The organism is Streptomyces sp. NPDC088097 (genome assembly GCF_044741845.1).
In the GTDB taxonomy this organism is placed as follows: domain Bacteria; phylum Actinomycetota; class Actinomycetes; order Streptomycetales; family Streptomycetaceae; genus Streptomyces.
The window spans coordinates 183,158-210,051 of record NZ_JBIUTJ010000008.1; the positions used below are offsets into that span (position 1 = coordinate 183,158).

At 72.8% G+C, this 26,894-nt stretch carries 24 protein-coding genes and 1 tRNA gene; 11 read left to right on the forward strand and 14 right to left on the reverse strand.

Annotated elements, in window-relative coordinates; translation table 11 throughout:
* Positions 1–3: 3 nt before the first annotated feature.
* The gene (locus ACIOD1_RS23245) at positions 4–1,422 is read right to left on the reverse strand and encodes an FAD-dependent oxidoreductase (protein ID WP_401904356.1); all 1,419 of its coding nucleotides are present in this window, start codon (positions 1,420–1,422) and stop codon (positions 4–6) included.
* A 69-nt stretch (positions 1,423–1,491) separates the two neighbouring features.
* Between ACIOD1_RS23245 and ACIOD1_RS23250 the strand changes: the two genes are divergently transcribed.
* A complete protein-coding gene (locus tag ACIOD1_RS23250) occupies positions 1,492–2,142 on the forward strand; it encodes a TetR/AcrR family transcriptional regulator C-terminal domain-containing protein (RefSeq protein ID WP_401904358.1) in 651 nt (216 codons plus the stop codon).
* Between the two features lie 133 nt (positions 2,143–2,275).
* Here ACIOD1_RS23250 and ACIOD1_RS23255 read toward each other — a convergent pair whose 3' ends face one another.
* Positions 2,276–3,676, reverse strand: coding sequence for an aminotransferase class V-fold PLP-dependent enzyme (locus ACIOD1_RS23255; protein WP_365622537.1), 1,401 nt, complete (start codon positions 3,674–3,676; stop codon positions 2,276–2,278).
* Positions 3,677–3,836: 160 nt separating this feature from the next.
* On the opposite strand from ACIOD1_RS23255, the gene ACIOD1_RS23260 reads away from it, so the two are divergent.
* Positions 3,837–4,193, forward strand: a complete 357-nt coding sequence (locus ACIOD1_RS23260) for a nuclear transport factor 2 family protein (RefSeq protein WP_401904360.1) — start codon at positions 3,837–3,839, stop codon at positions 4,191–4,193.
* Positions 4,194–4,306: 113 nt separating this feature from the next.
* On the opposite strand, the gene ACIOD1_RS23265 is transcribed toward ACIOD1_RS23260, so the two are convergent.
* Entirely contained in the window at positions 4,307–4,687 is a 381-nt protein-coding gene (locus ACIOD1_RS23265; protein ID WP_365622541.1) for a hypothetical protein, read from the reverse strand.
* 157 nt (positions 4,688–4,844) lie between these two features.
* On the opposite strand from ACIOD1_RS23265, the gene ACIOD1_RS23270 reads away from it, so the two are divergent.
* The 3 genes from ACIOD1_RS23270 (at position 4,845) to ACIOD1_RS23280 (ending at position 6,995) form a co-directional block, all read left to right on the forward strand.
* Positions 4,845–4,934: transfer RNA gene (locus ACIOD1_RS23270), tRNA-OTHER, on the forward strand.
* Between the two features lie 253 nt (positions 4,935–5,187).
* Positions 5,188–6,282: an iron-containing redox enzyme family protein gene (locus ACIOD1_RS23275; protein WP_401904361.1), complete on the forward strand. Its 1,095-nt coding sequence runs from the start codon at positions 5,188–5,190 to the stop codon at positions 6,280–6,282.
* Positions 6,283–6,287: 5 nt separating this feature from the next.
* Positions 6,288–6,995, forward strand: coding sequence for a hypothetical protein (locus tag ACIOD1_RS23280; RefSeq protein ID WP_365622545.1), 708 nt, complete (start codon positions 6,288–6,290; stop codon positions 6,993–6,995).
* An 89-nt stretch (positions 6,996–7,084) separates the two neighbouring features.
* Here the strand turns inward: ACIOD1_RS23280 and ACIOD1_RS23285 are convergent, their stop codons facing one another.
* Together ACIOD1_RS23285 and ACIOD1_RS23290 are read right to left on the reverse strand one after the other, a co-directional pair.
* Positions 7,085–7,228 (reverse strand): hypothetical protein, encoded by a 144-nt coding sequence (locus tag ACIOD1_RS23285; protein ID WP_401904363.1) that lies wholly within the window; start codon positions 7,226–7,228, stop codon positions 7,085–7,087.
* Positions 7,229–7,242: 14 nt separating this feature from the next.
* Positions 7,243–8,256: a DUF2156 domain-containing protein gene (locus tag ACIOD1_RS23290; protein WP_365622549.1), complete on the reverse strand. Its 1,014-nt coding sequence runs from the start codon at positions 8,254–8,256 to the stop codon at positions 7,243–7,245.
* Between the two features lie 258 nt (positions 8,257–8,514).
* Here ACIOD1_RS23290 and ACIOD1_RS23295 point away from each other — a divergent pair, with 258 nt between their 5' ends.
* The 6 genes from ACIOD1_RS23295 to serS all read left to right on the forward strand — a co-directional run bounded on the left by ACIOD1_RS23295 (position 8,515) and on the right by serS (position 14,638).
* Positions 8,515–9,669, forward strand: a complete 1,155-nt coding sequence (locus tag ACIOD1_RS23295) for an acyl-CoA dehydrogenase family protein (RefSeq protein WP_365622551.1) — start codon at positions 8,515–8,517, stop codon at positions 9,667–9,669.
* A gap of 77 nt (positions 9,670–9,746) precedes the next feature.
* Positions 9,747–10,301 carry a hypothetical protein gene (locus ACIOD1_RS23300; protein WP_365622553.1) on the forward strand — a complete coding sequence of 185 codons (555 nt, stop codon included), beginning with the start codon at positions 9,747–9,749 and terminating at the stop codon, positions 10,299–10,301.
* On the forward strand, positions 10,298–10,906 hold the full coding sequence (locus tag ACIOD1_RS23305) for a flavin reductase family protein (RefSeq protein WP_365622555.1): 609 nt from the start codon (positions 10,298–10,300) through the stop codon (positions 10,904–10,906). The genes ACIOD1_RS23300 and ACIOD1_RS23305 overlap by 4 nt, the downstream gene beginning before the upstream one ends.
* The gene (locus ACIOD1_RS23310) at positions 10,903–11,886 is read left to right on the forward strand and encodes a VlmB-like protein (RefSeq protein WP_365622557.1); all 984 of its coding nucleotides are present in this window, start codon (positions 10,903–10,905) and stop codon (positions 11,884–11,886) included. Before ACIOD1_RS23305 ends, ACIOD1_RS23310 begins: the two co-directional genes overlap by 4 nt.
* A gap of 4 nt (positions 11,887–11,890) precedes the next feature.
* The gene (locus ACIOD1_RS23315; RefSeq protein WP_401904367.1) at positions 11,891–13,351 is read left to right on the forward strand and encodes an APC family permease; all 1,461 of its coding nucleotides are present in this window, start codon (positions 11,891–11,893) and stop codon (positions 13,349–13,351) included.
* Positions 13,352–13,360: 9 nt separating this feature from the next.
* Complete coding sequence (serS, locus tag ACIOD1_RS23320; protein WP_401904370.1) at positions 13,361–14,638, forward strand: serine--tRNA ligase; 1,278 nt, start codon at positions 13,361–13,363, stop codon at positions 14,636–14,638.
* On the opposite strand, the gene ACIOD1_RS23325 is transcribed toward serS, so the two are convergent.
* Genes ACIOD1_RS23325 through ACIOD1_RS23365 form a run of 9 tightly spaced genes read right to left on the reverse strand, consistent with a single transcriptional unit; the run spans position 14,625 to position 26,892 of the window.
* Complete coding sequence (locus tag ACIOD1_RS23325) at positions 14,625–15,341, reverse strand: 4'-phosphopantetheinyl transferase family protein (RefSeq protein WP_401904372.1); 717 nt, start codon at positions 15,339–15,341, stop codon at positions 14,625–14,627. The genes serS and ACIOD1_RS23325 overlap by 14 nt on opposite strands.
* A gap of 35 nt (positions 15,342–15,376) precedes the next feature.
* Positions 15,377–16,438, reverse strand: a complete 1,062-nt coding sequence (locus ACIOD1_RS23330; RefSeq protein WP_401904375.1) for a C45 family autoproteolytic acyltransferase/hydolase — start codon at positions 16,436–16,438, stop codon at positions 15,377–15,379.
* The gene (locus ACIOD1_RS23335; protein WP_365622567.1) at positions 16,435–17,067 is read right to left on the reverse strand and encodes a GNAT family N-acetyltransferase; all 633 of its coding nucleotides are present in this window, start codon (positions 17,065–17,067) and stop codon (positions 16,435–16,437) included. The genes ACIOD1_RS23330 and ACIOD1_RS23335 overlap by 4 nt, the downstream gene beginning before the upstream one ends.
* Before the next feature lie 3 nt (positions 17,068–17,070).
* Positions 17,071–17,346 carry an acyl carrier protein gene (locus tag ACIOD1_RS23340; protein ID WP_365622569.1) on the reverse strand — a complete coding sequence of 92 codons (276 nt, stop codon included), beginning with the start codon at positions 17,344–17,346 and terminating at the stop codon, positions 17,071–17,073.
* Entirely contained in the window at positions 17,339–18,880 is a 1,542-nt protein-coding gene (locus ACIOD1_RS23345; protein ID WP_401904378.1) for an AMP-binding protein, read from the reverse strand. The genes ACIOD1_RS23340 and ACIOD1_RS23345 overlap by 8 nt, the downstream gene beginning before the upstream one ends.
* Entirely contained in the window at positions 18,877–22,182 is a 3,306-nt protein-coding gene (locus tag ACIOD1_RS23350; RefSeq protein ID WP_401904381.1) for an amino acid adenylation domain-containing protein, read from the reverse strand. The genes ACIOD1_RS23345 and ACIOD1_RS23350 overlap by 4 nt, the downstream gene beginning before the upstream one ends.
* Positions 22,179–24,461, reverse strand: coding sequence for a class I tRNA ligase family protein (locus ACIOD1_RS23355; RefSeq protein ID WP_401904383.1), 2,283 nt, complete (start codon positions 24,459–24,461; stop codon positions 22,179–22,181). The genes ACIOD1_RS23350 and ACIOD1_RS23355 overlap by 4 nt, the downstream gene beginning before the upstream one ends.
* Positions 24,458–25,564: an FAD-dependent oxidoreductase gene (locus ACIOD1_RS23360; RefSeq protein ID WP_365622577.1), complete on the reverse strand. Its 1,107-nt coding sequence runs from the start codon at positions 25,562–25,564 to the stop codon at positions 24,458–24,460. Before ACIOD1_RS23360 ends, ACIOD1_RS23355 begins: the two co-directional genes overlap by 4 nt.
* Positions 25,564–26,892, reverse strand: a complete 1,329-nt coding sequence (locus ACIOD1_RS23365) for a SidA/IucD/PvdA family monooxygenase (protein WP_365622579.1) — start codon at positions 26,890–26,892, stop codon at positions 25,564–25,566. Before ACIOD1_RS23365 ends, ACIOD1_RS23360 begins: the two co-directional genes overlap by 1 nt.
* Positions 26,893–26,894: the final 2 nt, after the last annotated feature.

The window sequence follows — 26,894 nt, forward strand, 5'->3', positions numbered from 1 at the left end:
CCGTCAGGCGACGCCCACCCGGGCCGCGTACCGCTCCGCCCCCCGCGCCGAGTCGCCCGCCCATCCGACGTAGCCGTCCGGGCGGACGAGGAACACCCCGTCGCCGTAGACCCCGTACGACGGGATGCGCACGGTACGGACGCCGGAGCGCTCGAACCGCTCCCCCGGCTCCGGTGCGCCCGCGCCGACGGTGACCAGCGTCCAGTGCGGGCCCCGGAACACGTCGAAGAGGCGTACGCCGTCGAGGACCCCGTCAGGCGCCCGGTCGCCCGCGCGCAGGGCGCCCTGGGACAGCCCGGTGCGGGTCTCCTCCGCCAGGGACGACCCCCGGTAGCCGAGACCGAGCTGCCGGGTGGCCGCTCCGCGCCGGGTCTCGCCGCGGTGGACCCGGGTGGACAGGCCGAGCATGTCGGCGGCGACGGGCAGCCGTTCCTCCTCGTAGGAGTCGAGGAGGGACGCCGGGGCCGCGCCGGTCACCACCGCGGCCAGCTTCCAGCCGAGGTTGTAGGCGTCCTGGACGCTGGTGTTGAGCCCCTGGCCGCCCGCGGGCGAGTGCACGTGGGCGGCGTCCCCGGCAAGGAAGACGCGGCCCTCGCGGAAGCGGTCGGCCATGGCGGCGTTCGGCCGGAAGTCGGAGGCCCAGCGCACCTCGGTGACCGCCTCGGGGGCGAGGTGCGAGCGGGCCGCGATCAGGGTCCGGACGCCGTCGAGGGACAGGTCGGCCCGGGCGCCCCCCGGGACCTGCGCCGCGACCTGGAAGTCCTCGGTCCCGGCCAGGGGGCAGATCGAGAGGAAACCCTCCCCCTCGGACGGCGCGAAGAGGTGCCAGTGCTCGCGGTCGAGGCCGGTCAGCCGGACGTCGGCCACCAGGACGGTGTCCGGGTCGACGCTCTCGCCGCTCATGGTGATCCCGAGGGCCCGCCGGACGGTGGAGCGCCCGCCGTCGGCGGCCACCGCGTAGCGGGCGCGGAGCGGGCCGCCGGCGGCGAAGGAGGCCGTCACCCCGTCGGCGTCCTGCGCGATCCCCACCAGCTCCCGGCCGAAGGCGATCCCCCCGCCCAGTTCGGCCAGCCGGGCGGCCAGCACCTCCTGGGTGCGCCACTGCGGGACCATCCAGGGGTCCTCGTACGGGGAGCCCTCGGCCGGCTCGCTCTCGTCGAACATCCGGTGCTCGCCCTGGCGTTCGCCGTCCTTCCAGACCATCCCCACCGGGTAGGGGCCGCCCGCCTCCCGGATCGCCCCGTACACGCCGAGGTCGTCGAAGACCTCCAGGGTGCGGGGCTGGACGCCCTTGCCCCGCGACCCCGGGAACAGGGCGGCGGAGCGCTCCACGACGAGGGCGCGCGTCCCGCGTCGGGCCAGGTCCACGGCGAGGGCGAGTCCGGCGGGGCCCGCGCCCACGATCAGTACGTCCGTGTCCACGACATCTCCTTAACGTTGTTAAGTCACCTACCTCCGGAGGATGCACTTAATGCTGTTAAGCTGTCAAGCGTGGACAACCGGAAAACCCCCAAGCTGGACAAGCGCCAGGCCGTCGACACCTCCCTGAGGCTGCTGAACGAGGTGGGCCTCGACGGGCTCACCCTGCGGGCCATCGCCCGGGAGCTGAACGTCCAGGCGCCCGCCCTGTACTGGCACTTCAAGAACAAGCGCGAGCTGCTCGACGAGATGGCGACGGAGATGTCCCGCCGGATGTTCGCGCAGGGACGCCTGCCCGAGGACGCCGGCTGGCAGGAGCGGCTCCTCGCGGCCAACCGGAGCCTGCGCGCGGCCCTGCTGCGCTACCGCGACGGCGCGAAGGTCTTCAGCGGCTCCCGCTTCACCGGCACGGAGCACGCGGTCCACATGGAGGAGACCCTGCGCGCCCTCGTCGACGCCGGCTTCACCCCGGGACAGGCCGTCCGCGCCACCACCACGGCCTACTTCTTCACCCTCGGCTTCGTCACCGAGGAGCAGGGCGTCGAGCCGCTGCCGGGCGAACGCCGCGAGGGCTTCGACATCGAGGAGCGCGCCGCGCGCCTGGCGGACTTCCCGCTCTCGGCGGCGGCCGGCGCGGACCTCTTCCAGGATTACGAGGAGGGCTTCGAGGAGGGCCTGCGCCTGGTGGTGGCGGGCATCGGGGCCCGCTACGGGATCTCCTGAGCGCCCACACGACGGGCGCCCGTACGCAGACCCCCGTACGCAGACCCCCGTACGCCGACCGCCGGACCCGCGGTGGCGGGCCCGGCGCTCTTCGGGGGGTGGCGGTCCTTCGGGGGGTCCTTCGGGGGAAGGGTCAGGAGGCGGCGAGCTCGGCGGCCAGTGCCTCGCGGATGACCTGGGCGCTGCGGTCCACGTCCTCGCGGGTGGTGCGCCAGTTGACGACCGAGATCCGCATGGCGGCCCGGCCCTCCCAGAGGGTGCCGCCGAACCAGCAGGTGCCGCTGCGCTGGATCCGGGCGATGACCTCGCGGGTCACCCGGTCGTCGTCGCCGAAGCGGACCATCAGCTGGTTGAGGACCACGTCGTTGAGGAGTTCCACGCCGGGCACGTCGGCGAGCAGTTCGGCGAAGCGTCGGGTGTGCGCGCAGCAGCGTTCGACGAGGTCGGCGACGCCGGCGCGGCCCAGGGAGCGCAGCGCGGCCCAGACGGGCAGGCTGCGGGCGCGGCGGGAGAAGTCGGGGACCCACTCGATGGCGTCGCGCTCGCCGTCGGTGCCGGGCGGCAGGTAGCCGGCGCGCTCGTTGAGCATGGCGGCGCGGTGGGCCTCGGGGTGGGCGATGACGACGATGCCGCAGTCGTAGGGCACGTTGAGCCACTTGTGGGCGTCCAGCGCCCAGGAGTCGGCGCGCTCCACGCCCGCGACGAGGGGTCGCAGCTTCGGGCTGGCCGCGGCCCACAGGCCGAAGGCTCCGTCGACGTGGACCCAGGCCCCGTGGCGGTGCGCGATGTCGCAGATCTCGCCGACGGGGTCGATGGCGCCGGAGTTGACGTCGCCGATCTGCGCGCAGACGATGACCGGCCCCTCGATGTCGGCGAGGACGGCCTCCAGTTCGGCGGGGACCATCCGGCCGCGGTCGTCGACGGGGACGTTGCGGATGCGCGCGGTGCCGAAGCCGAGGTAGCGGGCGGCGAGGTCGATGGTCATGTGGTGTTGGGCGCCGGCGACGATGGCCACGTCGGGCGCTCCGCCGAGCCCTTCGCGTTCCACGTCCCAGCCCACCTCGGCGAGGAGCTTGTGGCGGGCGGCGGCCAGGGAGGTCAGGTGGGCCATGGTGCAGCCGGTGGGGAAGCCGACGGAGGCGTGCGCGGGCAGGCCGAGGAGTTCCAGGACCCACTGCGCGGCGACGTCCTCGGCGACCGCGATGGCGGGCGAGAGGTTGTAGAGGCTGGCGGTCTGGTCGTAGGCGGAGACGAGCCAGTCGGTGGCGATGGCCACGGGCAGGGTGCCGCCGGTGACGTAGCCGAAGTAGCGGGGGCCGTTGGCGGTGGGGATGCCGCCCTCGGCGACGGCCCGGCCGAGCAGTTCGATGGTCTCGGTCGCCTCGCCGGGACCGGCTGGCAGCGGGCCACCGAACATTTTCAGCAGTTGTTCGGAGCCGGCAGTGGCACCCACCGGCCGATCGGCGAGACCCGCCAGATATTCGGTGGCCTGCTGATAGGCCAATGCGAGAGGCGCACTGTCTGCTGTGGTCATAGTACGAAGTTAGATGTCGGGTACTGACGTGCGACTGACTCAAATGGCCGGAACGGCCGGAGACTTGGACGCCGGGACCCATGGGACTGTATTACTTTCCCTGTGGCCCGGTCCGACCGGCGGGCCGCCCGTGCCGAGCCATGAGACATGAGGAGTCCCGATGTCCGACGAGCAGACACGCAAGGTTATCGAACAGTTCAACCAGGCATTCCAGCAGCACGATCCGGGCCTTCTGAAGGACCTCCTCGCCGAGAACTGCCGGCTGGAGAACTCCGGTCCCGCCCCGGACGGTTCCGTGCACCTCGGATATGACGAATGCCTCCAGTTCTGGAGCTCGATCGCGGGCAACGAGGGCGCCGCCTTCGAGGTCGAGGAGGTCTGGGTGGCGGGCGAGCGGGCGGTCTGCCGCTGGACGCTTCGCTGGGGCACCGGCCCGAAGGACTTCGTGCGCGGGGTGAACGTGACCCGCCTGGAGGGCGGTCTGATCGTCGAGAGCTTCGGCTACGTCAAGGGCTGACGCGGCCGGGCCGCCACGCGGAAGGGGCACGGGCCGTCGGCCCGTGCCCCTTCCGCGTGGGCCTTCGACGGTCGGGCGCGTCAGCGCCCGCCGTCCGTGGTCCCCGTCCCCGCTCAGTCGAGCTGCGAAACGATCATCACGCAGTCCTCCAGGGCCTTGGTGGCGTGGCCCTTGCCCTGGGTGTCCTCGACCAGCTGGGTGTTGCCGGGGGTGAAGGTGCGCCAGGTGCCGTCGCTGACCCCGCACTCCAGCAGACCGCTGACCAGGGTCATGATCTGGCGGCGCGGCGCCGGGTGGAAGTCGCCCACGTAGCCCGCGGGGAGGAAGAGGTAGACGGCCTGCTTGGCGGCGACTCCCTCGGAGACGAAGATGGGCGGCGCCGGCGGGGCGAAATTGACGGCGGTGAGCTCCAGCTGCTCGTCGATGAAATGCGATTCGCCGTTCTCGTCGTTGTAGAGACGCGATACGGCGATTTTCGTGGTCTCGGCACTCACTGGAACTCCCCTGGCATCTGGTGACGTGGCTCGATCGCCCCTCACTATCCCAGCGGCCGCTGATGGGCCCCTGACGGATGATTCCCTTTCCCTCTCAGATATCCATCAGCAGCGTGTCAGCCGCCCCGTGCCAAGCTGATGCCAGAGAAAGGCCGTTGGAGAGGTTCCCAAAGCGGCCCAATGGGGTCCGGCGGGGTTACTCGTCGGACGGGCTCTGCCCACGCAGGTTCGAATCCTGCCCTCTCCGCAGGTGCTCATCCCAGGCACGCGCATCCCGGTCCGATCAAGGGGTGCGCGTGTCTTTGGCATGAGGGGCCCCCGCCCGTCGCGGCCCGGTCCCCTTCGGCGCCCACCTCGTCCTCGGACTCGCGGAGCGACCGTGTGCTTCGGCGCTCCCGCCCGCGGGTCCCCGTCGACGGAACCGCGTTCCCCTCCCCGACCCGGCGCGACCCGAACAGGCGTCGTTCTCCCGAGCGACCCCGAGAGACATGGAGACGCAGTTGCCCAGCAGCGACAGCCCCAACGTTCCCACGATCCGCAGGACCGAAGCCGCCGCGCTCGTGGAGGAGGTCACCTCCTGGCTGACCGTGGACGCCGACGAGATCGACGCCAAGTTCCTGGGCGAGCGCGCCCGCGTCGTCGAGGCGGTCACCGACCTGAACGCCGCGGCGGTGTCCGGCCCCGACCGCGACGACGCCCACTACCACCAGCAGCTCCTGCTGTCGCGGATCTACCAGACGGTGATGCAGATACCGTCGCAGCCCTCCGCCGAGGGATCGGTCCTGCTGCACGAGGTGACCCGTCTCCTGGAGAACGCCACCCTCGCCGCCGAGGACGCCCACCTGGAGCCCGGCCTGCTGGAGTCCGCGCCCGTCGAGCCGAAGCAGTTCCTGTCCTGGCTCAAGGGCCTGGTCCGCAAGCACCGCGCCTTCAAGCACCCCTACTACACCGACTTCATCAACCAGGAGGCGCGCGAGACGGACCTGCGCACCTACGTGATCCAGGAGTCGCTGATCGACGGCCGCTTCGACGACTTCCTCGCGATGATGCAGATCGGCACGGCCGGCGCCAGCAAGATGGAGATCGCCGGCAACTACTGGGACGAGATGGGCAACGGGGACCCCGAGGCCGTCCACACCCACCTCTTCAACAAGATCTACGAGGTCTTCGACGTCCGTTCCGAGGACCTTGAGGCCGCGATGACCACCACCGACCTGCACTCCGGCAACCTCGCCGTGCTGCTGTGCCGCTACCGCCACCTCTACCCGGAGGCGGTCGGCTTCCTCGGCATGACCGAGTGGCTGGCCCCCGACCGGTTCCGCAACGTGGTGAAGGCCTGGGAGCGGCTCGGGCTGCCCGAGGTCGGCATCACCTACCACCGGCTGCACATCACCATCGACTCCCAGCACGCGGCGGGCTGGTTCCACAACGTGGTCATCCCGATCGCGGACACCGCCTACATGCGCCGCGGCATCGCCCGCGGCGCCCTGTGGCGGGCCAACTCCTCCGCCCGCCACCTCGACGAGCGCCTCGACCTGGCCCGGACCGGTGCCGATCGGGACCTCGTCGAGCGCACGCCCGTCGCCGCGGGCTGAGAGCGGTGTCCTCGCCGAGTGAGCACGGGCTGCGCGCGCACGGGTTCGCGCTCGTCGGCCTGCCGCCCGTGCCCGCGCCGGTCGCGGACGGTTTCCGGGAGGCCCCGGGGCGGACCCTGGGCCTGCGGATGTCCTGGACGGCGGACGACGACTGGCTGTTCCAGTACGTGCCCCCGTACGAGGCCGGCGGGCCCGCGCTCGCCGTGCGCGACCTCGCGGAGCGGCGGCTGGCGGGCGCGTTGGGCGCCCTGCTGCGGCGCACCCTCAGCGGGTCCTGGTTGGACATCCACGCCGACTGGCTGATCGAGCTGGACCGGGTCCGCGCCGTCGCCCCCTCGGGGGCGGCGGTGCGGGTGGGGCCGCCCGGGCCGGGTCCGGTCGGCTGCGCGTTCACGCTCGTCGCGGTCCTCGCCCGGCAGGGGGACGGCGCCCTGTCCTCGCGCCTCTACGGTGCGGGGCGCGCCGAGCCGCTCCTGCGGGCCGCGCCGCTGCCGGGCCAGGGGCTGCTGTCGGACCGCCGGACGGTGGTGGAGGAGCGGCACGAGCTGCGGGCCGGGCCGGCCGGTCCGCTGGTCCAGGACCTCCTGTTCGCCCGCCTCTCCCCGGTCTCCGGGCCGGTGGAGGCGGCGCCGGGTGCCGCCCTGCGGCGGCGCCCGATGCTGGTGCGCGGCCCGTCCGGGACGGTGGTCCGTACCCGGCCGGCCCTGCGCTGACGGGCGGGCCCCACGACGCGCGAGCCCCCGTACGGGAATCCGTACGGGGGCTCGGGCGTTCGCGGGGCGGGCGTGAGGGCCGGCCGGGCTCAGGTCGCGGCGCGCAGCAGGGCGTCCAGGCGGGCCAGGTCCTCGTCGCAGGCGCGGGCCGCCTCCAGGTCGTCGGGCGCGGCCGCGCAGGCCTGGAAGCGCTCCACGACCAACAGGCCCTGGTTCTCGATCTCCTCGGTCACGGGGGACCTTCCTCTCAGACCGCGTTGCAGGCGCGGAAGACGTGGACCAGCGCGGGCAGGGAGGCCCGGTGCTGGAAGGCGATGTACTCGGGCAGGACCGCGGAGGGCGCCCACTTCTGCTTGTACTCCAGCTGCGTGCGCGCCGGGTAGATGTGCGCGCCGTGCTCCCACAGGTGCTCCATGAACCAGTGGAAGCCCAGGCTGTGCCCGGGGAACTGGGGCGCCGTCAGGGTGGTGAAGGGGGTGAATCCGAAGTGCAGCCAGCGGGTCCCCTCGGCGGTGAAGACGTCGATGGCGGCCTTGTTGAGGGCCTCCATCACCCCGGGCGGGGAGTCGGGCTGCCGCCGGCTGAGGTCGTGCATCCAGCCCGCTTGCGGTCCGTAGACCGGGGCGTAGGAGACGTAGCCGATCAGTCGGCCGTCCTGGACGGCGACGAACACCCGGCGCAGCGACTGGTAGCGTCCGCCGGTCTGGCCGACGAGGAACTCCAGCGGTTTGACGCCCTCGCCCTTGGTGGCGAGCCAGGCCCCGTCGAGGGCCTCGATCTGTTCCGCGTGGTCCTCGTAGGGCGCTTCCCTGATCTCCAGACCGCTGCGCAGGGCGCGGGAGATCTTGTTGCGCAGCTGCATGAACTTCGTGCCGGCGAGGGTGAAGGTCTCCAGGTCGACGGCGTAGGAGGAGCCCATCTGGTTCACGGTGAAGCCCTGGTCGACGTAGACGTCGGCGTCCGCGCCCTGGAGCTGGACGGAGACGATCTCGCGGCCCTGTTCGGCGGCGAAGTCGACGAAGGCGGCGAGCAGGCGGGCCCGGGGGCCTTCGGGTCCGGCGGGGGTGAAGGGGGCGAAGGGGCCGCCGAACTGCACCAGGTAGCGGCCGACGGCCCGGTAGACGATGATCCCGGGCCCGTCCGGGAGTCGGAAGTAGCTGTTCCCGTCACTGAAGGCGAAATAGGCGCTCGGATTTCCTGCGTCCGCGTACTGCCGGATGGCGTCGAGCGCCACATCCGACTCCAGAATTGTTTCCGTCATTTCAGATCCATTCTCGCGCCGACACTTCCCCACTTATGGCACGGCGGGCCGATCTCCACAAGGGCCGCAGACCCTCCCGGTCAGCAGCCCGTCAGGGTCAAGTCAGTTGAAAACACTGGTCAGATGGGCGTCAGGCCTCAGTCAGACAGTGGGTGAAACACTGCTTTCCGAATATTGACTTTCGGATCGCAGGGGTCTCGAAGAAATCTTCCCCGGTCCGCAGGAGAATTCCCGAGAGAGCCCGAGGAGAACACGGCGATGCGTTCCCTGACGACAGCGCGCGGGATCTGCGAGCATTTCCACGCAGGTCTTCTCGACGCACTCGAAGACCTGCCGCTCACCGCCCCGGAGGGTCCGTCCAGGGAGGGTGCGGACAGCTCGGCCTTGGACCTGTACCGCAAGCACGGCGGCCCCGGTCTGCTGGTGCCGGCCGCGTACGGCGGGGCGGCGGCGAGCCCGTTGGAGGCGGTACGGGTCCAGCGGGCCATCGCCTCGGTCTCGCCCTCGCTGGGCGTGGCCACGGTGATGCACCACTTCACCGTGGCGATGCTGTTCCGGCTGGCGGAGATCACCGACCGGCTCACCCCGGCCCAGTTGGAGCTGTTGTCGGCGGTGGCCCCCGAGGGGCTGTTGCTGGCCTCCGCGTGGGCGGAGGGGCGGACCGACCAGAACATCCTGACGCCGTCCGTGGTGGCCGAGCGCGTCGCCGGCGGCTACCTGGTCAACGGGTCGAAGAAGCCGTGCAGCCTGTCGCGTTCGATGGACGTGCTGACGGCGAGCGTGCAGGTGACCGGGGAGGACGGGCGCTCCGGCTTGGCCCTGATGTTGATCCCCGCCTCCTCGCCGGGCATCACCACCCGGCCGTTCTGGGCCACTCCCGTACTGGCGGGCTCGCAGTCCGACGAGGTGGTGCTCTCCGACGTGACGGTGCCCGAGGAGCTGGTCATCCACAGCACCCCGGAGGACGCCGACCGCCTCGACGACCTGCAGACGGCCGGGTTCACCTGGTTCGAGCTGCTCGCCACCTCCTCCTACGTGGGCGCCGCCTCCGCGCTGGTCGCCCGGGTGCTCGACGGCGGGCGCGGCACGGCCTCCGAGCGGGCCCAGCTCGCCGTCCGCACCGACGCCGCGGTGGCCCTGGTGGAGGGCGCGGCCCGGTCCCTGGAGGACGGCACGGAGGGGGACGAGGCGGTGGCGGCGGTGCTCACCGCCCGCTACGCGGCCCAGGACCTCCTCGCGCAGAGCGTGGACCAGGCCGTGGAGATGCTCGGCGGGATGGCGTTCATCCGCTCGGGCGACGTCGCCTACCTCTCCTCGGCGGTCCGCGCGCTGGCCTTCCACCCGCCGTCGCGCGCGAGCGTCGCCGCCGAACTGGCCGACTACTTCGCGGGCGGCCCCCTGCGGCTGTCCTGACCGACCGCGCCGGCGCCCCGCGTCCGGCGATGCGCGACCCCGGCCGCCCGCCCGCCGTCCCCGGAAGGACACCCCTCATGGACATCAAGAACCCGGTGGAGTCACCGGTCACGTTCACCCTGCACCGCGCCGAGTACCTGGTCGCCTTCGCGGTGTCGATCGGTCTGATCCTGTGGCACTTCACCGACATCCGCTGGATCCCGGCGATCGGCCTGTTCCTCTACATCGACCTCTTCGGCTACATCCCGGGCGCCATCGCCTACCGGCGCAGCCCCGACGGGCGCATCCCCAAGGGCTACTACGTCCTCTACAACACGATGCACAGCCTGCTGAGCGTGGCCCTGGTGGGCGTGCTGTGGATGTGGCTGATCGGCCCCGAGTGGGCGTTGCTGGCGCTGCCGTTCCACGTGTTCGGCGACCGGGGCGTCTTCGGGAACTTCCTCAAGCCCTTCGGGCTCCCCTTCGAGCCGGTCTCCACCCCGTTGGTCGACCAGGTGACGGCGATGCTCAAGCGCCGCTCGGCGACCGACGGCCCGGTGCCGCTGCCGTACGAGGAGCACCCCGCGACCGTCGCCGCCACCGGCCCGGCGCCCGCCACCGGTCCCGCGCCCGCGGTCGGGGCGAGCCGGTGAGCCGCTATCCCGCGTGGCTGACGGACCGCGCCGGCGCGGTGGGCGCCGAGGGGTACGAGGGGTACGAGGATCCGGAGGCGGCCCGGCTGGCGCTGCGCCGGCTGGCCTCCGGCGTGACCGTGCTGACGGTCAACCGCGACGGCGTCCGGCACGGCACCACCGCCAGTGCCGTGGTCACCCTGTCCCGGGAGCCGCTCGTCCTCGGCGCCTGCCTGCGCCCCGCGTCCACGTTCGCGGGGATGGTCCGCCGGGCGGGCCGCTTCTCGGTGAACGTGCTGGCCTCGGCGCAGAGCGACGTGGCACGGCGCTTCGCCGACCCCGCCCGGCTGCCGGGCGACGGCCAGTTCGAGGGATTCGACTGGTCCACCGATCCGCTGACCGGCGCCCCGCTGATCGGCGGCAGCCTCGCCCACATGGCCTGCCGGGTGCTCGGCTGGCACCAGGTCGGCGACCACGACATGCTCCTCGGCGAGGTCACGGGCGGTGGTCACGCCCCCGGCGCTCCGATGCTCAGCTTCGCGGGCCGCATGCACAGCGCGGCCGTCACTCCCGCAGCTCCCGTCCACTCCACCGCATCCGTCGCCACCAGTGAGGTCGTGTCATGACCACCGTTTCGCAGATCCCCGTAGAGGCCGACTGGGACCGCGCTCCCAACCTGCTCGACGGGGCGCAGGAGATGACCCTCACCGCCGAAGAGTGCGATCTGGGGTACTGGCTGTCTGCCGTGGCCCAGGGCACCCTGCGCGGTCGGGCCGAGGCCGGCCACGACGCCGTCACCCCGGACCACATGCGCGAGGAGGGGCCGCTGCGCGAGGCCCTCGTCCTGGAGCTGGGCAACCGCTCGCTGGCGGAGACCCGCGCGGTCGAGGTGCTGTCCCACTACGTGATCGGCTCCCCCGGGGTGGTGGAGCAGGAGTTCTTCGCGACCCAGGTGATCGACGAGGCCCGGCACGCGATGATCTTCCGCAAGCACCTGGTGGACCTCGGAGTGCCCGAGGCGGGGCTGCTGGGCTTCATCAAGGAGCAGGGCACGGACTACACGCGGCGGGTGCTGAACCCGATCGCGGAGTTCGCCACGGGCGTGGTGCGCGACGAGGGCGACTTCATCGGCGCCGTCGCGGTGTTCACCATCGTCATCGAGGGGGTCCTCGCACCGGCCGCCGAGCTGAGCGAACGCAAGTGGACCCTCCTGGACCCGGCCGCCGCCGAGATCGCGCGCGGCGCCTCCATCGACGAGATCCGCCACCTGACCGTGGGCAGCTCCATCGTCCGCGAGCACCTGGCCCGCAACCCCTCCTACCGGCCGCGGCTGATCGAGCTGATCCGGCGCGGGCGCCGACTGTGGGACGAGCTGCCCTCGGAGGAGTTCGTCCTGGAGCGCGAGGAACTGTTCCAGCAGGGGATGGGCGCGCACCGGGAGCTGTTGGAGGGCTACGAGGTCTTCCCCGGCTGCCGGTTGTTGGAGACCACGCCCAAGCAGCGCTACGACCTCGCCGAGCAGTGGACCGACGACATGGCCGAGGTGCGGCTGCCGTACATGGGCATCCCCGAGGCCGTCGACATCATCCGCACCCACCCGAGGTGACCCGGTGACGTCCACGATCCCCGCGAGACGTGCCCCGGAGGCCGCGGAGCCGGCCGGGCTGCGGCGAACCCTGACCACTCCCAGGATCGTGTTCCTCGTGGTCGCCGCGGCGGCCCCGATGTCCGGGGTGGTGGGCTCGGTCCCGCTGGCGTACGCCATCGGCAACGGGGCCGGGGTGCCCGCCACTTTCGCGCTGGCCGGGCTGATCCTGCTGTGTTTCTCCGTCGGCTACGCGGCGATGAGCCGGCACGTGGTCGGCGCGGGCGGCTTCTACACGTACATCGGCAAGGGCCTGGGCCGGCCGCTCGCCGTCGCCGGCGGGCTGACCGCGGTCCTCGCCTACACGGCGGCCGTCGCGGGCGTGGCCGGGGCCTTCGGCTACTTCGCCGAACTGGTCTCCGCCGCCCACGGGTTGGCGGCTCCCTGGCCGGTGTGGACGGGCGGGGCGCTCGCGCTGACCGCCGTCATGGGCTACCGGCGGATCGACCTGAGCGCCCGGCTCCTCGCGGTGCTGATGGTCGCCGAGGTGGCGGTCCTGGTCGTGCTGGCGCTGGCCATCGGCGCCCGGCACGGCGCGGACACCCTGCCCGTCGCCGCGTTCCGCCCCGACACCGTCTTCTCCCCGGGCCTCGGGGTGGCGCTGATGTTCGCCCTGATCTCCTACGTGGGCTTCGAGGCGGCCGCGCTCTACGGGGAGGAGAGCCGCGACCCCCGGCGCAGCGTGCCCGTCGCCACCTACACCTCGGTGGTGCTGATCACCGTCTTCTTCGCGGTGATCAGCTGGGCGGCCGTCGGGGCCGTGGGCGCCGACCGGGTCGCGGAGCGGGCGGGGGCGGAGCTGGGCGACCTGTTCTTCCACCTGTCCGACGACTACCTGGGCTCCTTCGCGACGAGCGTGATGCAGGTGCTGCTGTGCACCAGCCTGTTCGGGGCGCTGCTCGGGCTGCACACCGCCGCGAACCGCTACCTGTTCGTCCTGGGCCGCGAGCGGGTGCTGCCGGTCTCCCTGTCCCGGGTGCACCCGCGGCACGCCTCCCCGTACCGGGCGAGCGTGGTGCTGTCGGTGGCCACGGCGGTGGTCTGCGCCCTGTTCGCGCTGGCGGGCGCGCATCCGTACACCAACCTGGCGACGACCATGCTGGCGCTGGGCACGGTCGGGATCGTCGGTCTCCAGGCGGCCGTGGCCGTGGCGGTGCTGGTCTTCTTCCGTCGGCATCCGGACGCGCACTGGTGGCGGACCCGGCTCGCGCCGGCCCTGGCGCTGGTCGGTCTGACCGGCGCGCTCTACCTGCTGTTGGACAACTTCCCGCTGGTCACCGGCACCGACTCGGTGTGGGTCAACCGGATCCCCTGGCTGATGCCGGTCGCCGCCCTGGGCGGTCTCGGCTACGCCGCGTGGCTGAGGGCCCGCGCCCCCGAGCGCTACCGGGCCATCGCCACCGCGCAGGACACCCCCGACCTCTGAGGAGCCGTCATGCACGATCCGCACCTCCTGCTCCGCGACGGGGCCGAGGCCGAACTGGCCCGCCGGGGCCACGTCCTGGACCGGGCCGCCCTGAGCGGCCTGACCGAACGGCGCGCCCGGCTGATCGCCGAGCGGGACAAACTGCGGGCCGAGCAGAACCGCTCCGCCCGCAGCGGGATCAGGCCCGACGAGGCGGAGCGGGCCCGGATCCAGCAGGCCAAGGACCGGCTGCGGCTGGTGACGGAGGAGCACCGGGAGGTGGAGGAGGGCCTGTCGACGCTGCTGTCGGCCGTGCCGAACCTGCCCTACCCGCAGGTGCCCGACGGGACCGAGCACGATCCGCCGGTGGTGCGCCGGACCTGGGGCGAGGCGCCCGGCTTCGACTTCACCCCCCGCGACCACCTCGACATCGGCACGGGGCTCGGGATCGTGGACCAGGTCCGGGCGGCGAAGCTGTCGGGCTCGCGGTTCGCGGTGACCCGGGGCGCCGGCGCCCGCCTGGAGCGGGCCCTGGGGGCCTTCCTGCTGGACCTGCACACCACCGAGCACGGCTACACCGAGTACGGGGTGCCGCACCTGGTGAACCGGGAGTCGATGACGGGCACCGGGCAACTGCCCAAGTTCGAGGACGACCTGTTCCTGACGACGGCCGCCGACCGGGACCTGTTCCTGATCCCGACGGCCGAGGTCCCGCTGGTCAACCTCTACCGGGGCGAGACCCTCCAGGAGGCGCACCTCCCCCTGGCCATGACGGCGTTCACCTCCTGCTACCGGGCGGAGGCCGGTTCGTACGGCCGCGACACCCGCGGGCTGGTGCGGCTGCACCAGTTCGAGAAGGTGGAGCTGGTGCGGATCTGCCACCCCGACCGTTCGCGGGAGGAGTTGGAGCTGCTCGTCGGGCACGCCGAGAGCGCCCTGCGCCGGCTGGGGCTGGCCCACCGGGTGGTGGAGCTGCGCGCCGGCGACCTCGGTTTCGCGGCCCGCCGCACCTACGACATCGAGGTGTGGCTGCCGGGTCAGGGCACCTTCCGGGAGATCTCCTCCTGCTCGGACTGCGGGGACTTCCAGGGCCGCCGGGCCGGCATCCGGGTCCGTGACCGCGACGGCCGCAAGGCGTTCGCGGCGACCCTCAACGGGTCGGCGCTGCCGGTCGGCCGGACGCTGGTGGCGATCCTGGAGCAGTACCAGTGCACGGACGGCTCGGTGACCGTGCCGCCCGCGCTGGTCGCGTACACCGGCTTCTCGTCCATCGCCCCGGACGGCACGCCGCAGTTCAGCTCCCCGTGAGCACGGGCCGCGCCCCGGCCCGTACCAGCTCGCGGGCGGGGTCCGGCCAGGGCAGGACCGTGACGGGGCGCAGCTCGTGGGAGACGAAGGCGGTCATGGCCCACGGGGCGGCCGACCGGGTGGCCTGGAGCGCGGTGTGTCCGTACCAGGGCGGGGCGCCGTGGCCGGTGATGCCGCGCAGGGTGACGGACCCGTCGGGGCCGAAGCCGAGGTCGACGTCCCGGGCGCCTTCGGTCAGGCCCCGGCCGGTGGCCTTGACGGAGGCCTCCAGCAGGGTCCAGGCGTGGAAGAAGGTCTCGGGGCTCGCGTCGGCCGGGACGCCCGGGTAGACGAAGGCCAGCACGTCCAGGTTCGCGGTGGCGGGGCGGACCAGTTCCACGTCCACGCCGATGGGTCCGCTCTCGGTGGCGCCGAGCAGGAGGAGTCCGTCGGAGCGGGACCAGCTGACGTGGGTGGCGGGCCGGTCGGGCAGGTAGGGCTTGCCGGCCGGGTCGTAGTGGATGCGCAGTTCGTGGGCGGGCAGTCCGAGCCGGTCGGCCAGCAGCCGGCGGACGGTCAGGCGCGCCCGGTAGAAGCGGTGGGCGGCGCGGGCGTGGACGAACTCGGCGCCGCGGCGCAGTTCCTCCTCGGTGAGGCCCTCGGGATAGTGCGGGCTGATGTCGTGGGGGTCGACCCGGTCCAGGTCGACCAGCCATGCGTCCATCGTGGTCCTTCCTTGCCGTGGTGCGGGGGCCGTGGTTACAGGCCGAACACCTGGGTGCGGGAGAGCGCCGGGTCGCCGGGCCGCAGGTGCAGCTCTCCGGTGGCCGGGAACATGACGGCCGCGGCGACGGTGCGTTCGGCGCGGACGTCCCCCCGGTCGGGGACCCTCAGGGGCACCTGGGCGAGCAGCGCGAAGTGGTCTTCGGCTCCGGCGTCGGCGGGCAGGGCGGCGAGCCCGTTCCGGGCGGCGGTGAGGCGGCGCAGCGAGGAGTTGCGGGCGAAGACGTTCAGCTCGTCGGCGGGGGCGAAGTCCGGGTGGAGGAAGTGGTTGGTGTGGGCCAGTTCCCCGGGTGCGGCTTCGGTGACGCGCAGTTGCCCGTCGAGGTGTTCGACGTACAGGGCCCGTTCGCGGTCGCAGAGCATGAGGGACCGGGAGCTGGCCAGGGGCAGGTCCGCGAGGATCTTCAGGGCCTGCTCGGTGTCGGACGCGCTGTCGAGGAGGTGGCGGATCGCCAGGTACGGGGGCACGCCCGGGCGCCAGGTGCCGCCGAGGACCAGATTCAGTCCGATGGCGAGGCCGTCGCTGTTGACGCCGAGGTAGCCCAGGAGTCCGGCGAAGCTGAGGACGAGCGAGCGGCGGGCCGAGCCGGCGCGGGCGACCTCCAGGACGGCGATGTGGGTGTCGAGGTCGCCGTTGAGGTCGACGGTCTGGGCGAGGACGGGCGGGCCGTCCGGTCCGGTGCGGGCGTAGGTGCTGCAGTCCCCGCCGGTGCGGATCTTGGAGTAGCCCATCAGTTCGCGGCGCAGTTGCAGGAGCCAGGCCTCGTCCGGGTGGATGCCGGCCCCGTCGGCGAGCCCGGCGACCTCCTCGGCCAGGTCGGGCAGGGCCGCCCCGACCGCCGCCCGGTGGGCGGCGATCGAGGGCAGCAGGCCGGTGAGGGTGGGCGGGCCGGGCATCAGGTGGGCGAGCCGGGCGAGGCCGTCGTCGAGGAAGGCCCGCAGGGGCCCGGCGAGGGCCGCGCCGTGGGCGCGGCCGATCTCGTACGGGGTGCCCGCGGCCCGTATGTGGGTGATCCCGTCGGTGGTGGTGGCGCTCATGCCGGTACGGCCTTCTTGGGGCCGGCCGCGAGGAGCACCTGGACGGCGGGCCATTCGGCGCGCAGGACGCTGTAGAAGATCGCGTCGCGGCGACGGCCGCCCGGCATGTAGTTGAAGCTGCGCAGGACGCCTTCCTCGATGGCGCCGATGTTGGCGAGGCCGCGGCGGGCCTGCAGGTTGAGGACGTCGGTCTTGAACTCGACGCGTTCGGCGCCGAGGGTGGTGAAGGCGTGCTCCAGCAGGAGGGCCTTGGCCCAGTGGTTGACCCCGCGGCCGCGGAAGTCGCGGCCGAGCCAGGACCAGCCGATCTCCAGACGGCGGTCGGCCTCGGCCATGTTGCCGAAGCTCATGCTGCCCGCGATGCGGCCGGTCTCCTTGTCGGTGATGACGAAGACGGCGCGGCGGCCGGCCTGCTGGTCGGCGAGGTTGGTGTCGAAGAAGGACTCGAAGTCGGCGTCGGTCTCGACGGCGGAGACGAAGTAGCGCCAGATGTCGGGGTCCATGGCGACGGCGCGGACGCCCTCGCGGTCGGCCTCGACGATCGGGGCGAGGCGGACCCGGTCGTTCTCCAGGACGGCGGCGGCGTGCTCGGCCCAGCTCTGGGCGGTGGGGCGGGTGTTCGCGCTCATGGTTCAGGCTCCGGTCGTGGTGGGGGCGTGGCGGGTGAGGGCCGCGATGACGTGGCCCAGGGTCTTCATGTCGGCGAGGTCGTGCTCCGTGAAGTGTGCGAGATCGACGTGGGTCTCCTCGCAGACCTCGGTGAGGAAGAGGACCTTGTTGAGCGACGTCAGTCCGTACGCGGCGACCATGTCGGCGTCGAGGTCGATGTCCTCGGGCTCGACCTCGGGGATCAGGACGAGGGAGAGCTGGGCGCGGGCGGCGTCGATGAGGAGCTGGGTGTCAGGCATGGATTCCGGCCTCCTGGGCGTGGAGCGGGGCGTGGTAGGCGGCCCGGATGTCGGGGCGCTTGGGCTTGTACTGGGAGGTCAGCAGGCCGTTGTCGATGCTGAACGGCGGGTCGGCGACCAGGACGCGGCCGATGCGCTCGTCGGGCGCGGTCACGGCGTTGGTCGCGGCGAGCCGAGCGGCGATGGCGTCGTGGTCGGCGGGTTCGGCGGCCGGGGAGACCACGGCGACGAGTTCGGTCTGGGTGGGGCTGAACAGGACGCATTCGGCGATGGCCGGGTCGGCCCGCATCAGTTCCTCGATGGGCCGGACGATGACCTTCTTGCCGTTGTCGAGGACGATGACGTCGTCGGCGCGGCCGTGGACGAAGAGGTAGCCGTCCTCGTCGAGGTGGCCGAGGTCGCCGGTGCGGACGGTCCCGTCGGGCGAGAAGACCTTCTCGGAGTCGCCGGGTCGGGCGTAGGTGTAGTGGTTGTTGACGGGGTGGGTGCTGCGGACGCTGATCACCCCGTCCTCGCCGATCAGCACCTCCTTGCCGGTCAGCACCTTGCCGACGCTGCCCTCGCGGTGGGCGCCGGGGTGGTTCTTGGTGACGATGCAGGTCTCGTTGAGTCCGTAGCCCTCGAAGATCGGCAGTCCGGCGCCGGTGAAGAAGCGGAGCATCTCGGGGGCGGCGGGGGCGGATCCGGTCCACAGGTAGCGGATCCGGTCGCCGAACAGGCTGCGGGCGACCTCGGCGGCGGTGCCGTCCTTGGCGCGGCGCAGCCGGCCCTCGATCTGGCGGCGGGCCGTCTCGTAGAAGGCGGGGACGCCCATGACCACGGTGGGGCGGACCTTGCGCAGGGTGGCGAAGGCGGCCTCGTAGGTGGTGAGGGTGATGTCGTGGCCGTGCAGGAGTGCGGAGTAGATCCAGTACCGCTGTTGGAGCAGGGAGAGCGGCAGGAAGACGAAGAGGTGGTCCTCCGGAGCGTGTTCGAAGATCTCCTGGACGGCGCGCAGGGAGCTGTCGATGCTGCCCGCGGTGGCGCCGAGGCCCTTGGGGACACCGGTGCTGCCGGAGGTGAACTTGATGGTGGTGACGTCCTCGAACCCCCAGGCGAAGGGCGGGACGTCGGGTTCGGGCCGGCCCTCCTCGGTCGCCGCGAGCACCTCGTCCATGGCCAGGACGCCGGGCAGGTCGGGGAGGTCGGCGGAGCGGTCGGTGCAGAGCAGGGTCAGGCCGTACGCCTCCATCAGCTCGGCGGAGGGGGTGAACTTGCCCGGTTCCAGGCCGGCGGTCCGCACGCCCAGGCGCAGGGCGGCGAGGTCGAGGAGGACCCACTCCAGGCTGTTGGCGGCGAGGATGCCGATGCGGTCGCCGGGGCGCAGGCCGTGGGCGGTGCGCAGGTGGTAGGCTAGCCGGCCGGCGCGCGCGTACAGCTCGCTCAGCGGCAGGGTGCGGATGCCGTCGAGGCGGGCCACCGACAGGGTGCCCCGGGTCGGCGGCTCGTGCAGGACGCGGTGCAGGGTCTCGGGCGTGGCGGGGGCGATGATCATCGGTCGCCCTCCGGCACGAGCACGGCGGCCATGGCGCGGACGGTGTCCACCTCGGCGAACTGGTCGAGGGTGAGGGTGACTCCGAAGCGCTTGCGGGCGGCGGTGAGGATGCGGGCCGCCGCGATGGAGTCCCCGCCGAGGGAGGCGAGGGTGTCCACGGCGCCGATGTCGGGGCGGCGCAGGACGGTGGACCAGATGTCGCAGAGGATCTTCTCGGTCTGTCCTTCGGGGGCGGCGGCCCCCTCGGAGGCCGGCGGGGTGGTGTCGGGCTCCCGGTCGCCGAGCGCCGCCAGGGCGGTACGGTCCACCTTGCCGTTGCGGGTCAGCGGGAGTTCGTCGTGCCACAGGACGGCCGCCGGGAGCATGTAGTCCGGCAGGTCGGCGCGCAGGGCGCGCCGCAGCTCGTCCAGGGGCGGGCGCTCGCCGCCGGCCGGCACCAGGTGGGCGATCAGCCGGTTGCCCCGGGCGGCGACGACGGCGCGGGTGACCTCGGCGAGGGCGGCGAGGCGGGTCTCGACCTCCCCGGCTTCGATCCGGTAGCCGTTGATCTTGATCTGGAAGTCGCTGCGGCCGAGGATCTGGATGTTCCCGTCGGGTAGGTACCGGCCGAGGTCGCCGGTGCGGTACATGCGTTCGCCGCGCTCGGTGTCCTCGTAGAACCGCTCGGCGGTGCGCTCCTCGTCGCCCCAGTAGCCGCGGGCGAGGCCGGCGCCGGCGGCGGCGATCTCTCCGGTGACCCAGTCGGGTGCGTCGAGGCCGTCGCGGTCCAGGACGTAGGCCCGGTTGTTGGCGTTGGGGCGGCCGTACGGGATGGACTCGCTGCCGTCCTCCTCCTCGCCGACGGGGTGCAGGATGTTCCAGATGGTGGTCTCGGTGGGGCCGCCGAGGGAGACCACCTCCAGGCCGGGGACCAGCGCGCGCAGTTGCGCGGGCAGGGCGGGCGGGAGCCGGTCGCCGCTCATCATGACCAGGCGCAGGGCCGGCGGCACGCATCCGTCGGCGCGGGCCTGGCCGTGCAGGAGGCCGACGATGGCGGGCACCGAGTTCCACACGCTGATCCGGTGCAGGCGGCACAGGTCGAGCCAGTGGACGGGGTCGACGGCCTTGTCCGCGTCGGGCATGACCAGGGCCGCGCCCGCCGACAGGGCGCCGAAGACGTCCCAGACGGAGAGGTCGAAGTTGAAGGCGCTGATGGCCATGAACCGGTCCTCGGGGCGGATCCCGAAGCGGGTGTGGCAGTCGGCGACGACGTTGGCGACGTTGCGGTGGGTGACCATGACGCCCTTGGGGGCGCCGGTGGTCCCGGAGGTGTACAGGACGTACGCGAGGTCGTCGGGGTCGGAGCCGGGCAGCCGGGCGGGGACCTCGACGGGTCCGGGGACGGGGCCCGTCAGGTCGAGGGCGGCGAGGGAGGCGGTGGCCCCGGCGGGGCTCCACCCGGTGTTGGTCAGGACGCAGCGCACCTTGCCGTCGGCCAGCATGTAGTCCTGGCGGGCGGCGGGCAGGCCCGCGTCCACGGGCAGGTAGGCGGCTCCGGCCAGGACGGTCGCGAGGATGCCGACGATCTGCTCGGGTCCGCGGCGCATGACCAGCCCGACGAGTTCGCCGCGGCCCACGCCGTGGGAGCGCAGCCAGGTCGCGGCGTGGGAGGCCCGCGCGAGGAGTTCGCCGTAGCTCACCGTCCGGTCGGAGGTGAGGACGGCGGGGGCCCCGGGGGTGCGGGCGGCCCGCGCGGCGATGGCGTCGCCGAGCATCTCCTCGGGCAGGGCGTCGGTGGTGTCGTTGGCGTCGCGGCGGCGCTCGCGCTGGGCGGGCGGCAGCAGGTCGAAGCTGTGGCGCTGCCAGGCGGCCTCCTCCACGAGGGTTTCCAGGAGGGTGGTGTAGCCGTGGGCGAGGTCGTCTAGGAGCCCCTCGCAGAACAGTTCGTCGATGCCGTCGAGCTGGACGACGAGGCCGCCGTGCTGCTCCATCGCGAAGGCGTTGAGCCACACCTGGGGGGTCTGGCTGACGGAGAAGACCTCCTTGCCGAAGAGTTCCAGGGTGGAGCCGTCGACCTCGCCGGAGACGTGCCCGATGGCGCTGTTGAAGGTGAACGGCATCCGTGCCCCGGCCATCCCGCCGCGGCGGCGGGCCAGTTCCTTCAGCACCTCGATGCCGGAGAAGTGGCGGTGGTCGATGTCGGAGTGCAGCCGGCTCTGGAGGGCCTTGGCGCGGTCGACGAAGGGCAGCGCGCGGTCGACCGCAGCCTCGACGAGGAGGGTGTCGGAGAACTGGCCGATGGCCTCGAAGACGCGGGGGTGGACGGGCGGGCGTTGGGCGATGGTGGTGGTGAGCGTGAACCGCTCCCCCGCGCCCCAGGTGGCGAGGGTCTCGGCGTAGGCGGCCAGCAGCAGCGCGGAGGGGGTCAGGCCCGCGTCGGCGGCCCGCTCCTTGAGCGCGCTCCACTGCTCGCGGCCGAGTGCGACCCGGCGCTGGGTGAAGCGGGCCGAGGTCAGGGCGGCCGGGCTGGTGCGCAGCGGCAGGTCGGGGTGGGGGGCGAGGTCGTCGGCGCGGGCCGTCCAGTAGGCCTGGGAGCGGCGGGCGGGGGCGCGGTCGCGGGCGGCTTCGAGGGCGGTGACGTACTCCTCGTAGGAGAGTTCGGCGTGGACCTCGGCGGTGGGGTTGCGGTAGGCGTGCCACCAGGCGCGGAAGAACAGGAACATGCTGATCCCGTCCATCACGAGGCCGTCGTGGCCCACGTGGAGGACCATCTCGGCGTCGCCGAGGATGATCGCGTCGACGGAGAGCAGGGGGGCCCGTTCGGCCGGCAGGACCTGGTGGGAGCGGATCTCGCGGAGTTCGGCGCGGATGGCGTCGCGCTCGCCGGGGGTGCGCTCGCGCAGGTCGAGGACGCCGATGCGCGGTCCGTGGCCGGGGTGTTCGGTGGCCTGGCGCTCGTCGGAGATGAAGCGGGAGCGCAGGGCGCTGTGGGCGGCGACCACGGTGTCGAGGGCGGTTTGCAGCCGGTCGAGGTCCCAGTCCCCCTCGATCTCGTGGAAGACGTGGCTGGCGACGTCGCCGATCTCGAAGAGGCCGCTGCGGCCGAGGTGGTAGCTGCGCTGGAGGGGGGTGAGGGGGAAGCCGGGTCCGTGCGCCCCCTCGCGGGCGAGGTGGGCGACGAGGTCGGGCTTGACGGCCTTGACGCGGGCGATGAACTCGGGGTCCATCCGGTCGCGGTTGCCCTGGAGGCGCAGGTCCCCGTCGACGAGGCTGACGGACAGCCCGCGTTCCGCCATCTCGCGCAGGACGTGGTGGTGGCTCATCGGGCGTCCTCCCCCGCGGTGAGGGCGGCGACGGCGGAGGGCTCGGCGCGCTCGGCGAGGACGGCGGCGAGCTCCGACAGGGTGCCGCCGTGCAGGAGTTCGTCCATGGTCAGGTCCACGTCGAGGGCGTCGAGGATCTGGTACTGGACGGTGACGGCCTGCAGGGAGCCGGCCGCGAGCTGGGTGAGGGTGCGGTGGGCGATGGCCTCGTCCTCGGGCAGGCGCAGGACGGTGCGGGCGAGTTCGGTGAGCCAGCCGGTGAGGGCGGGCTCGGTCGGGGCGGAAGCGCTGCCGGTCGTCGGCCGGAAGAACACCGCGTCGGCGAGGGCGACCGGGGTGCCGGGGGTGAGGAGGTCGACGGTACGGGGCCACGTGCTCGGGGCGTCGAGGCCGAGGGCGGCGGCGAGCCGGCCGGCGAAGCGCGGCATGACGGGGACGGCGGCGTGCGCGAGGAGGCGGGCGGCGGCCAGTTCGAGGGCGGTGGCGGTGCGGTTCTCGGAGTCCCAGCCGGGGGCGTCGGTGAGGTGGCCCTCGGCGCGGGCGAAGCGGACGGTGTCGGCGACGATCCCGTCGAGTTCGGCGGCGGCCTGGGCCAGGGAGAAGCCGTCGTTGTCGAGGGCGGCGGTGACGGCGGCGAGGCGGGAGCCGAGCTTGGCGAGGAACGCGGTGTGCTCGGGGGTCCAGTTGCCCGCGTCGGGGGCGGTGCCGTCGTGGTGCTTGACGACGCGGGCGCCGAGGCCGTTCAGCCAGCGCTGCCAGGTCCCGATGAGGGTCTCGTCGAGGGTGGCCTCGTAGGCGGCGCGGCGGAAGTCGGTGCGCAGCCCCTCGGGGCGGGTGGAGGCGAGGAAGTAGCGGACGGAGTCGACGGTGTCCTCGTTGAGGATCTCCTTGCCCCAGATGGCGTGGCGCCGGCTGGTGGAGAACTTCTCGCCCTCCAGCAGGTAGAACTCGTTGACGTGGTAGTCGATGTCCGGGTTCCAGCCGGGGAAGGCCAGCTTGTACAACACCGGGTAGAGGACCGCGTGGTAGAAGCTGTTGTCGTAGCCGAAGAAGTGGACGATCTTCCAGTCCGCGGTCGGGTCGGCGGCCTTCCAGGGGCGGCCGAGGCGGGAGCCGAGGGACTGGATGCCGTGCAGGAACCCGTAGCTCATCTCGGGCCACACCCAGATGACCTGGCCCTCGGTGTCGCCCTCGCGGGGCTCGACGCCCCAGCCGGAGGGGTGGGTGAGGGGGATGTCCAGCGCGGGCCGGCGGAAGAGGCGGTCGGCCAGTTCGCGCAGCCTGGCCGGGACGCGGCCCAGGCGGTGGTGGGCGCGGACCTCGCCGGCATAGGCGTGCAGCGGCAGGCTCCAGCGGGCGGCCGGGGCGCGGCGCGGGGCGACCTCGGAGAGGTTGGAGCGGGCGTCGACGAGGTCGGCGACGGTGTTGGGCTCCCCGCACTCCTCGCAGATGTTGCCGGAGGTGGGGCGGGCGCAGCCGGGGCAGCCGCCCTTGACGTCGAGCTCGTAGAGGTACTGGCCGGTGGTGGCGTCGTAGAGGGCGTCGTGCTCGGCGACGGCGACCTCGCCGGAGGCGACCACCTTGCCGAAGAAGTCCTTCAGGCCCTCGCGGTAGTCGGGGTCCTGGTCGGTGACCGTGTACTGGTCCAGCGGGATGTCCATCAGCCGCAGCGTCTCGGCGATCTCGGCGCTGTAGTGGGCGGCGGTCTCGGCGGGAGTGCGGCCGTCCTTGCGGGCGGCGCCGATGACGTAGCTCTGGTAGTCGTCGCTGCCGGTGAGGTGGTAGGCCTCGGCCCCGGTCATGCGCTGGTAGCGGGTGAAGGCGTCGGCGCCGAGGTAGGGGCCGGAGAGGTGGCCCAGGTGCAGGTCGCCGTTGGGGGTGGGCGGGGTGGAGAAGACGAAGACGGGGCGCTCGCCGAAGCCCTTGCGGACGGGGTCGGTCGCGGAGGTCATGGCCCGCTCCGCGTCGCGCCAGTACTGGGTGAAGAAGACGAGGTCGGCGCCGCCGGCACCGGCGGTGTTCTCCAGCACGTGGGACTCGAAGGGCTCGAAGAGGATGACGGTGCCCGGGGCGGCGGGGTGGCGCTCGCCGTCGATGACGAAGTCGCCCTGTCCGGAAACGACGACGAACAGCTCGGTCTCGTCGTGGTGGTGGCTGTCGGTGACGCGGCCGGGGGCGACGCGGCCCCAGCCGGCGCCGGTTCCCAGGCCCTCCACGCCGCTCATGTCGATGCCGAACGCCTGCTCCAGGACGTCGGCGTCATAACTGGCGATGATCATGTCGTGGCCTTTCGCGGGGAAGGGAGGGTGGGGATGAGGTCGGCGGCGCGGGCGGCGAGCGCCGGGGCCAGCCGGTAGCCGGAGCCGCTCGCGGCGCCCGCGAACACGAGCCGGCCGTGGGGGTCGAGCGGGGCGACGACAGGGGCGCCGTCGGGCCCGTACGCGTCGCAGAAGACCCGGCCGGAGCGGCAGTGGGCCGCCAGCTCCGGGGCGTAGCGGGTGAGCAGGGCGCGGGCCTCGCGCAGGTGGCCGTCGGTGACGGCGGGGTCGATCCCGGCCGGGTCGACGTCCCACTCGCGGCAGGTGTAGCTGAACAGCCAGTGGCCCCGGTGGTGGAAGGGCAACAGGAAGGCGTCCTCGGCGTGCATGACGATCGCCCCGTCCCCGGGGGTGGGTGGCACCTCGACGTGCAGGGCCACGATCTTCTTGACCCGGGCCCCGAGCGGGGCGACGAGGTCGGCCCAGGCGGGGTCGGAGAGCCAGGGCCCGGGGGCGAGGACGACGTGGTCGGCCCTCAGGGTGGCGCCGCCGGTCAGGGTGAGGCGGACGCCGTCCGGCCCGGGGTCGACGGCGGTGACGGCGACGCCCTCGCGGAAGGAGACCCGGGGGCGCAGTTCGGCGGCGAGCAGCTGGGTGAGGGCGTGGACGTCGGCGTACTGGCACCCGTCGCCCTTCCAGGCCCCGTGGCCGGTCGGCACCGTCGTGATGGACGGCGGGAGTTCCGTCGTCCAGCGGAGCTTGGCCTCGGGAAGGTAGACCTCCCGCAGGTGCGCCTCGTCGGCCTCGGGGGCGAGGACCGTCATCGGCAGCGGGTGGAAGGGCAGGTCGGGGCGGGCGGCGTGCAGGTCGGCGTAGAAGCGCTGGCTCTCGGCGGCCAGCGCGCGGACGCCCTCGCCGGCGCCGCGCGGGAAGTGCAGTCCGGCGGACCGGCGGCTGGCACCGGAGCCGATCATGTCCCGGTCGAGGACGGTGACCTCGGCGGACGGGTCCCGGGAGAGGATCTCGCGGGCGAGGAGGACCCCGAGGATCCCGGCGCCGATCACCGCGATCCCGGTGCGCGCCCCGGCGGGTCCGCCGGTCGCGGCGGTGGGGGTGTCGGCCATCAGGCGCTCCAGCGTTCGGGCTGGGGTGCCTTGGAGGACCACTCGATGAAGGAGGCCAGCTGCTCGTCCCCGCGTACGCCGCACAGCCGGTCCGCGATCCGGCCGCTGCGCCAGGCGTTGAGGCTGAGGTTGGGGTCGGCGAGGCCGCGCTGGCCGCGCACGCCGTTCTGGACGAAGATCCGGCGGTCGGCCGGGCCGTCCCAGCGCACGGCGTAGTCCTCGTCCACGCGGAGCTCCTCGCCCTCGCGCTCCAGGCGGCCTTCCAGCGGGCCGAGGAAGTCCATGGCGGCCGGCCGGTAGCCGGTGGCCCAGATGATGACGTCGGCCTCGAAGCGCTCCACGGACTCCGGCTCGCCGGTGTGGCGGGCGCTGACCTCCCAGCCGCCGAACGCGGCCGGGGCGACGTCGAAGACGTCGCGGCCGGGGTGCAGGGCGACCAGGTCCTCGTTGCCCTCCACGAAGCGGTGGACGTAGATGGACTGGTAGATCTCGCGCAGGGTGGACTCGGAGATGCCGTCGCTGGTCAGGACGTTGCGGGAGTTCAGGGACTGGCGGCGCTCGCGCGGCAGGCCGTAGAAGTAGTCGGCGTGGCTGGGCATGTAGTAGTCGTTGGTGAAGGGCGAGTCGTCGATCGGGAAGTAGTTCTGCCGGCGGGAGATCCAGGAGACGCGGCGGGGCAGTTCCCAGCCGGCCCGGGAGATCAGGTCGAGGAAGGCCTCGGCGCCGGACTGGCCGCCGCCGATGACGACGACGCGCTTGCCGCCGATGTCCCGGGCGGTGTTGAGGTAGTCCGCCACGTGGAACTGCTGCGGCCCGAGCTTCCCCTCGCCCTGCGGCGGGACCCAGGGGCGGCTGCCGACGCCGACGACCACGTTCTCGGCGGTCAGGGACCGCTGGTCGGTCTCGACGGTGAACACGCCGCGGTCGTCGTCGAAGCCGACCTCGCGGACGCCCTCGCCGAAGACGACGTTCTCGTTGCGCCGGCTTGCCCAGGCCAGGTAGTTGCGGAACTCCAGCCGGGGCACGTCGTCGAACTGGGCGTTGAGGAAGTGGTAGACCCGGCCCTGGGCGTGCAGGTAGGACAGGAAGGAGAAGGAGTTGGCCGGGTCGGCGAGGCTGACCAGGTCCTTGAACTGGGAGACCTGCAAGGTGGTGCCCGGTATCTGCTGGCCGTCGTGCCAGCTGAAGGACTCCTTGCGGTCGAGGAAGACGTTGGGTATGTCCGGACGGCCGTGCAGGAGTGACGCCAGGCTCAGGTTGGCCGGGCCCACGCCGACTCCCACGCAACGGAAGTGCGTGATGCCCGGCCGGATGCTCTCGTGCCCCATGG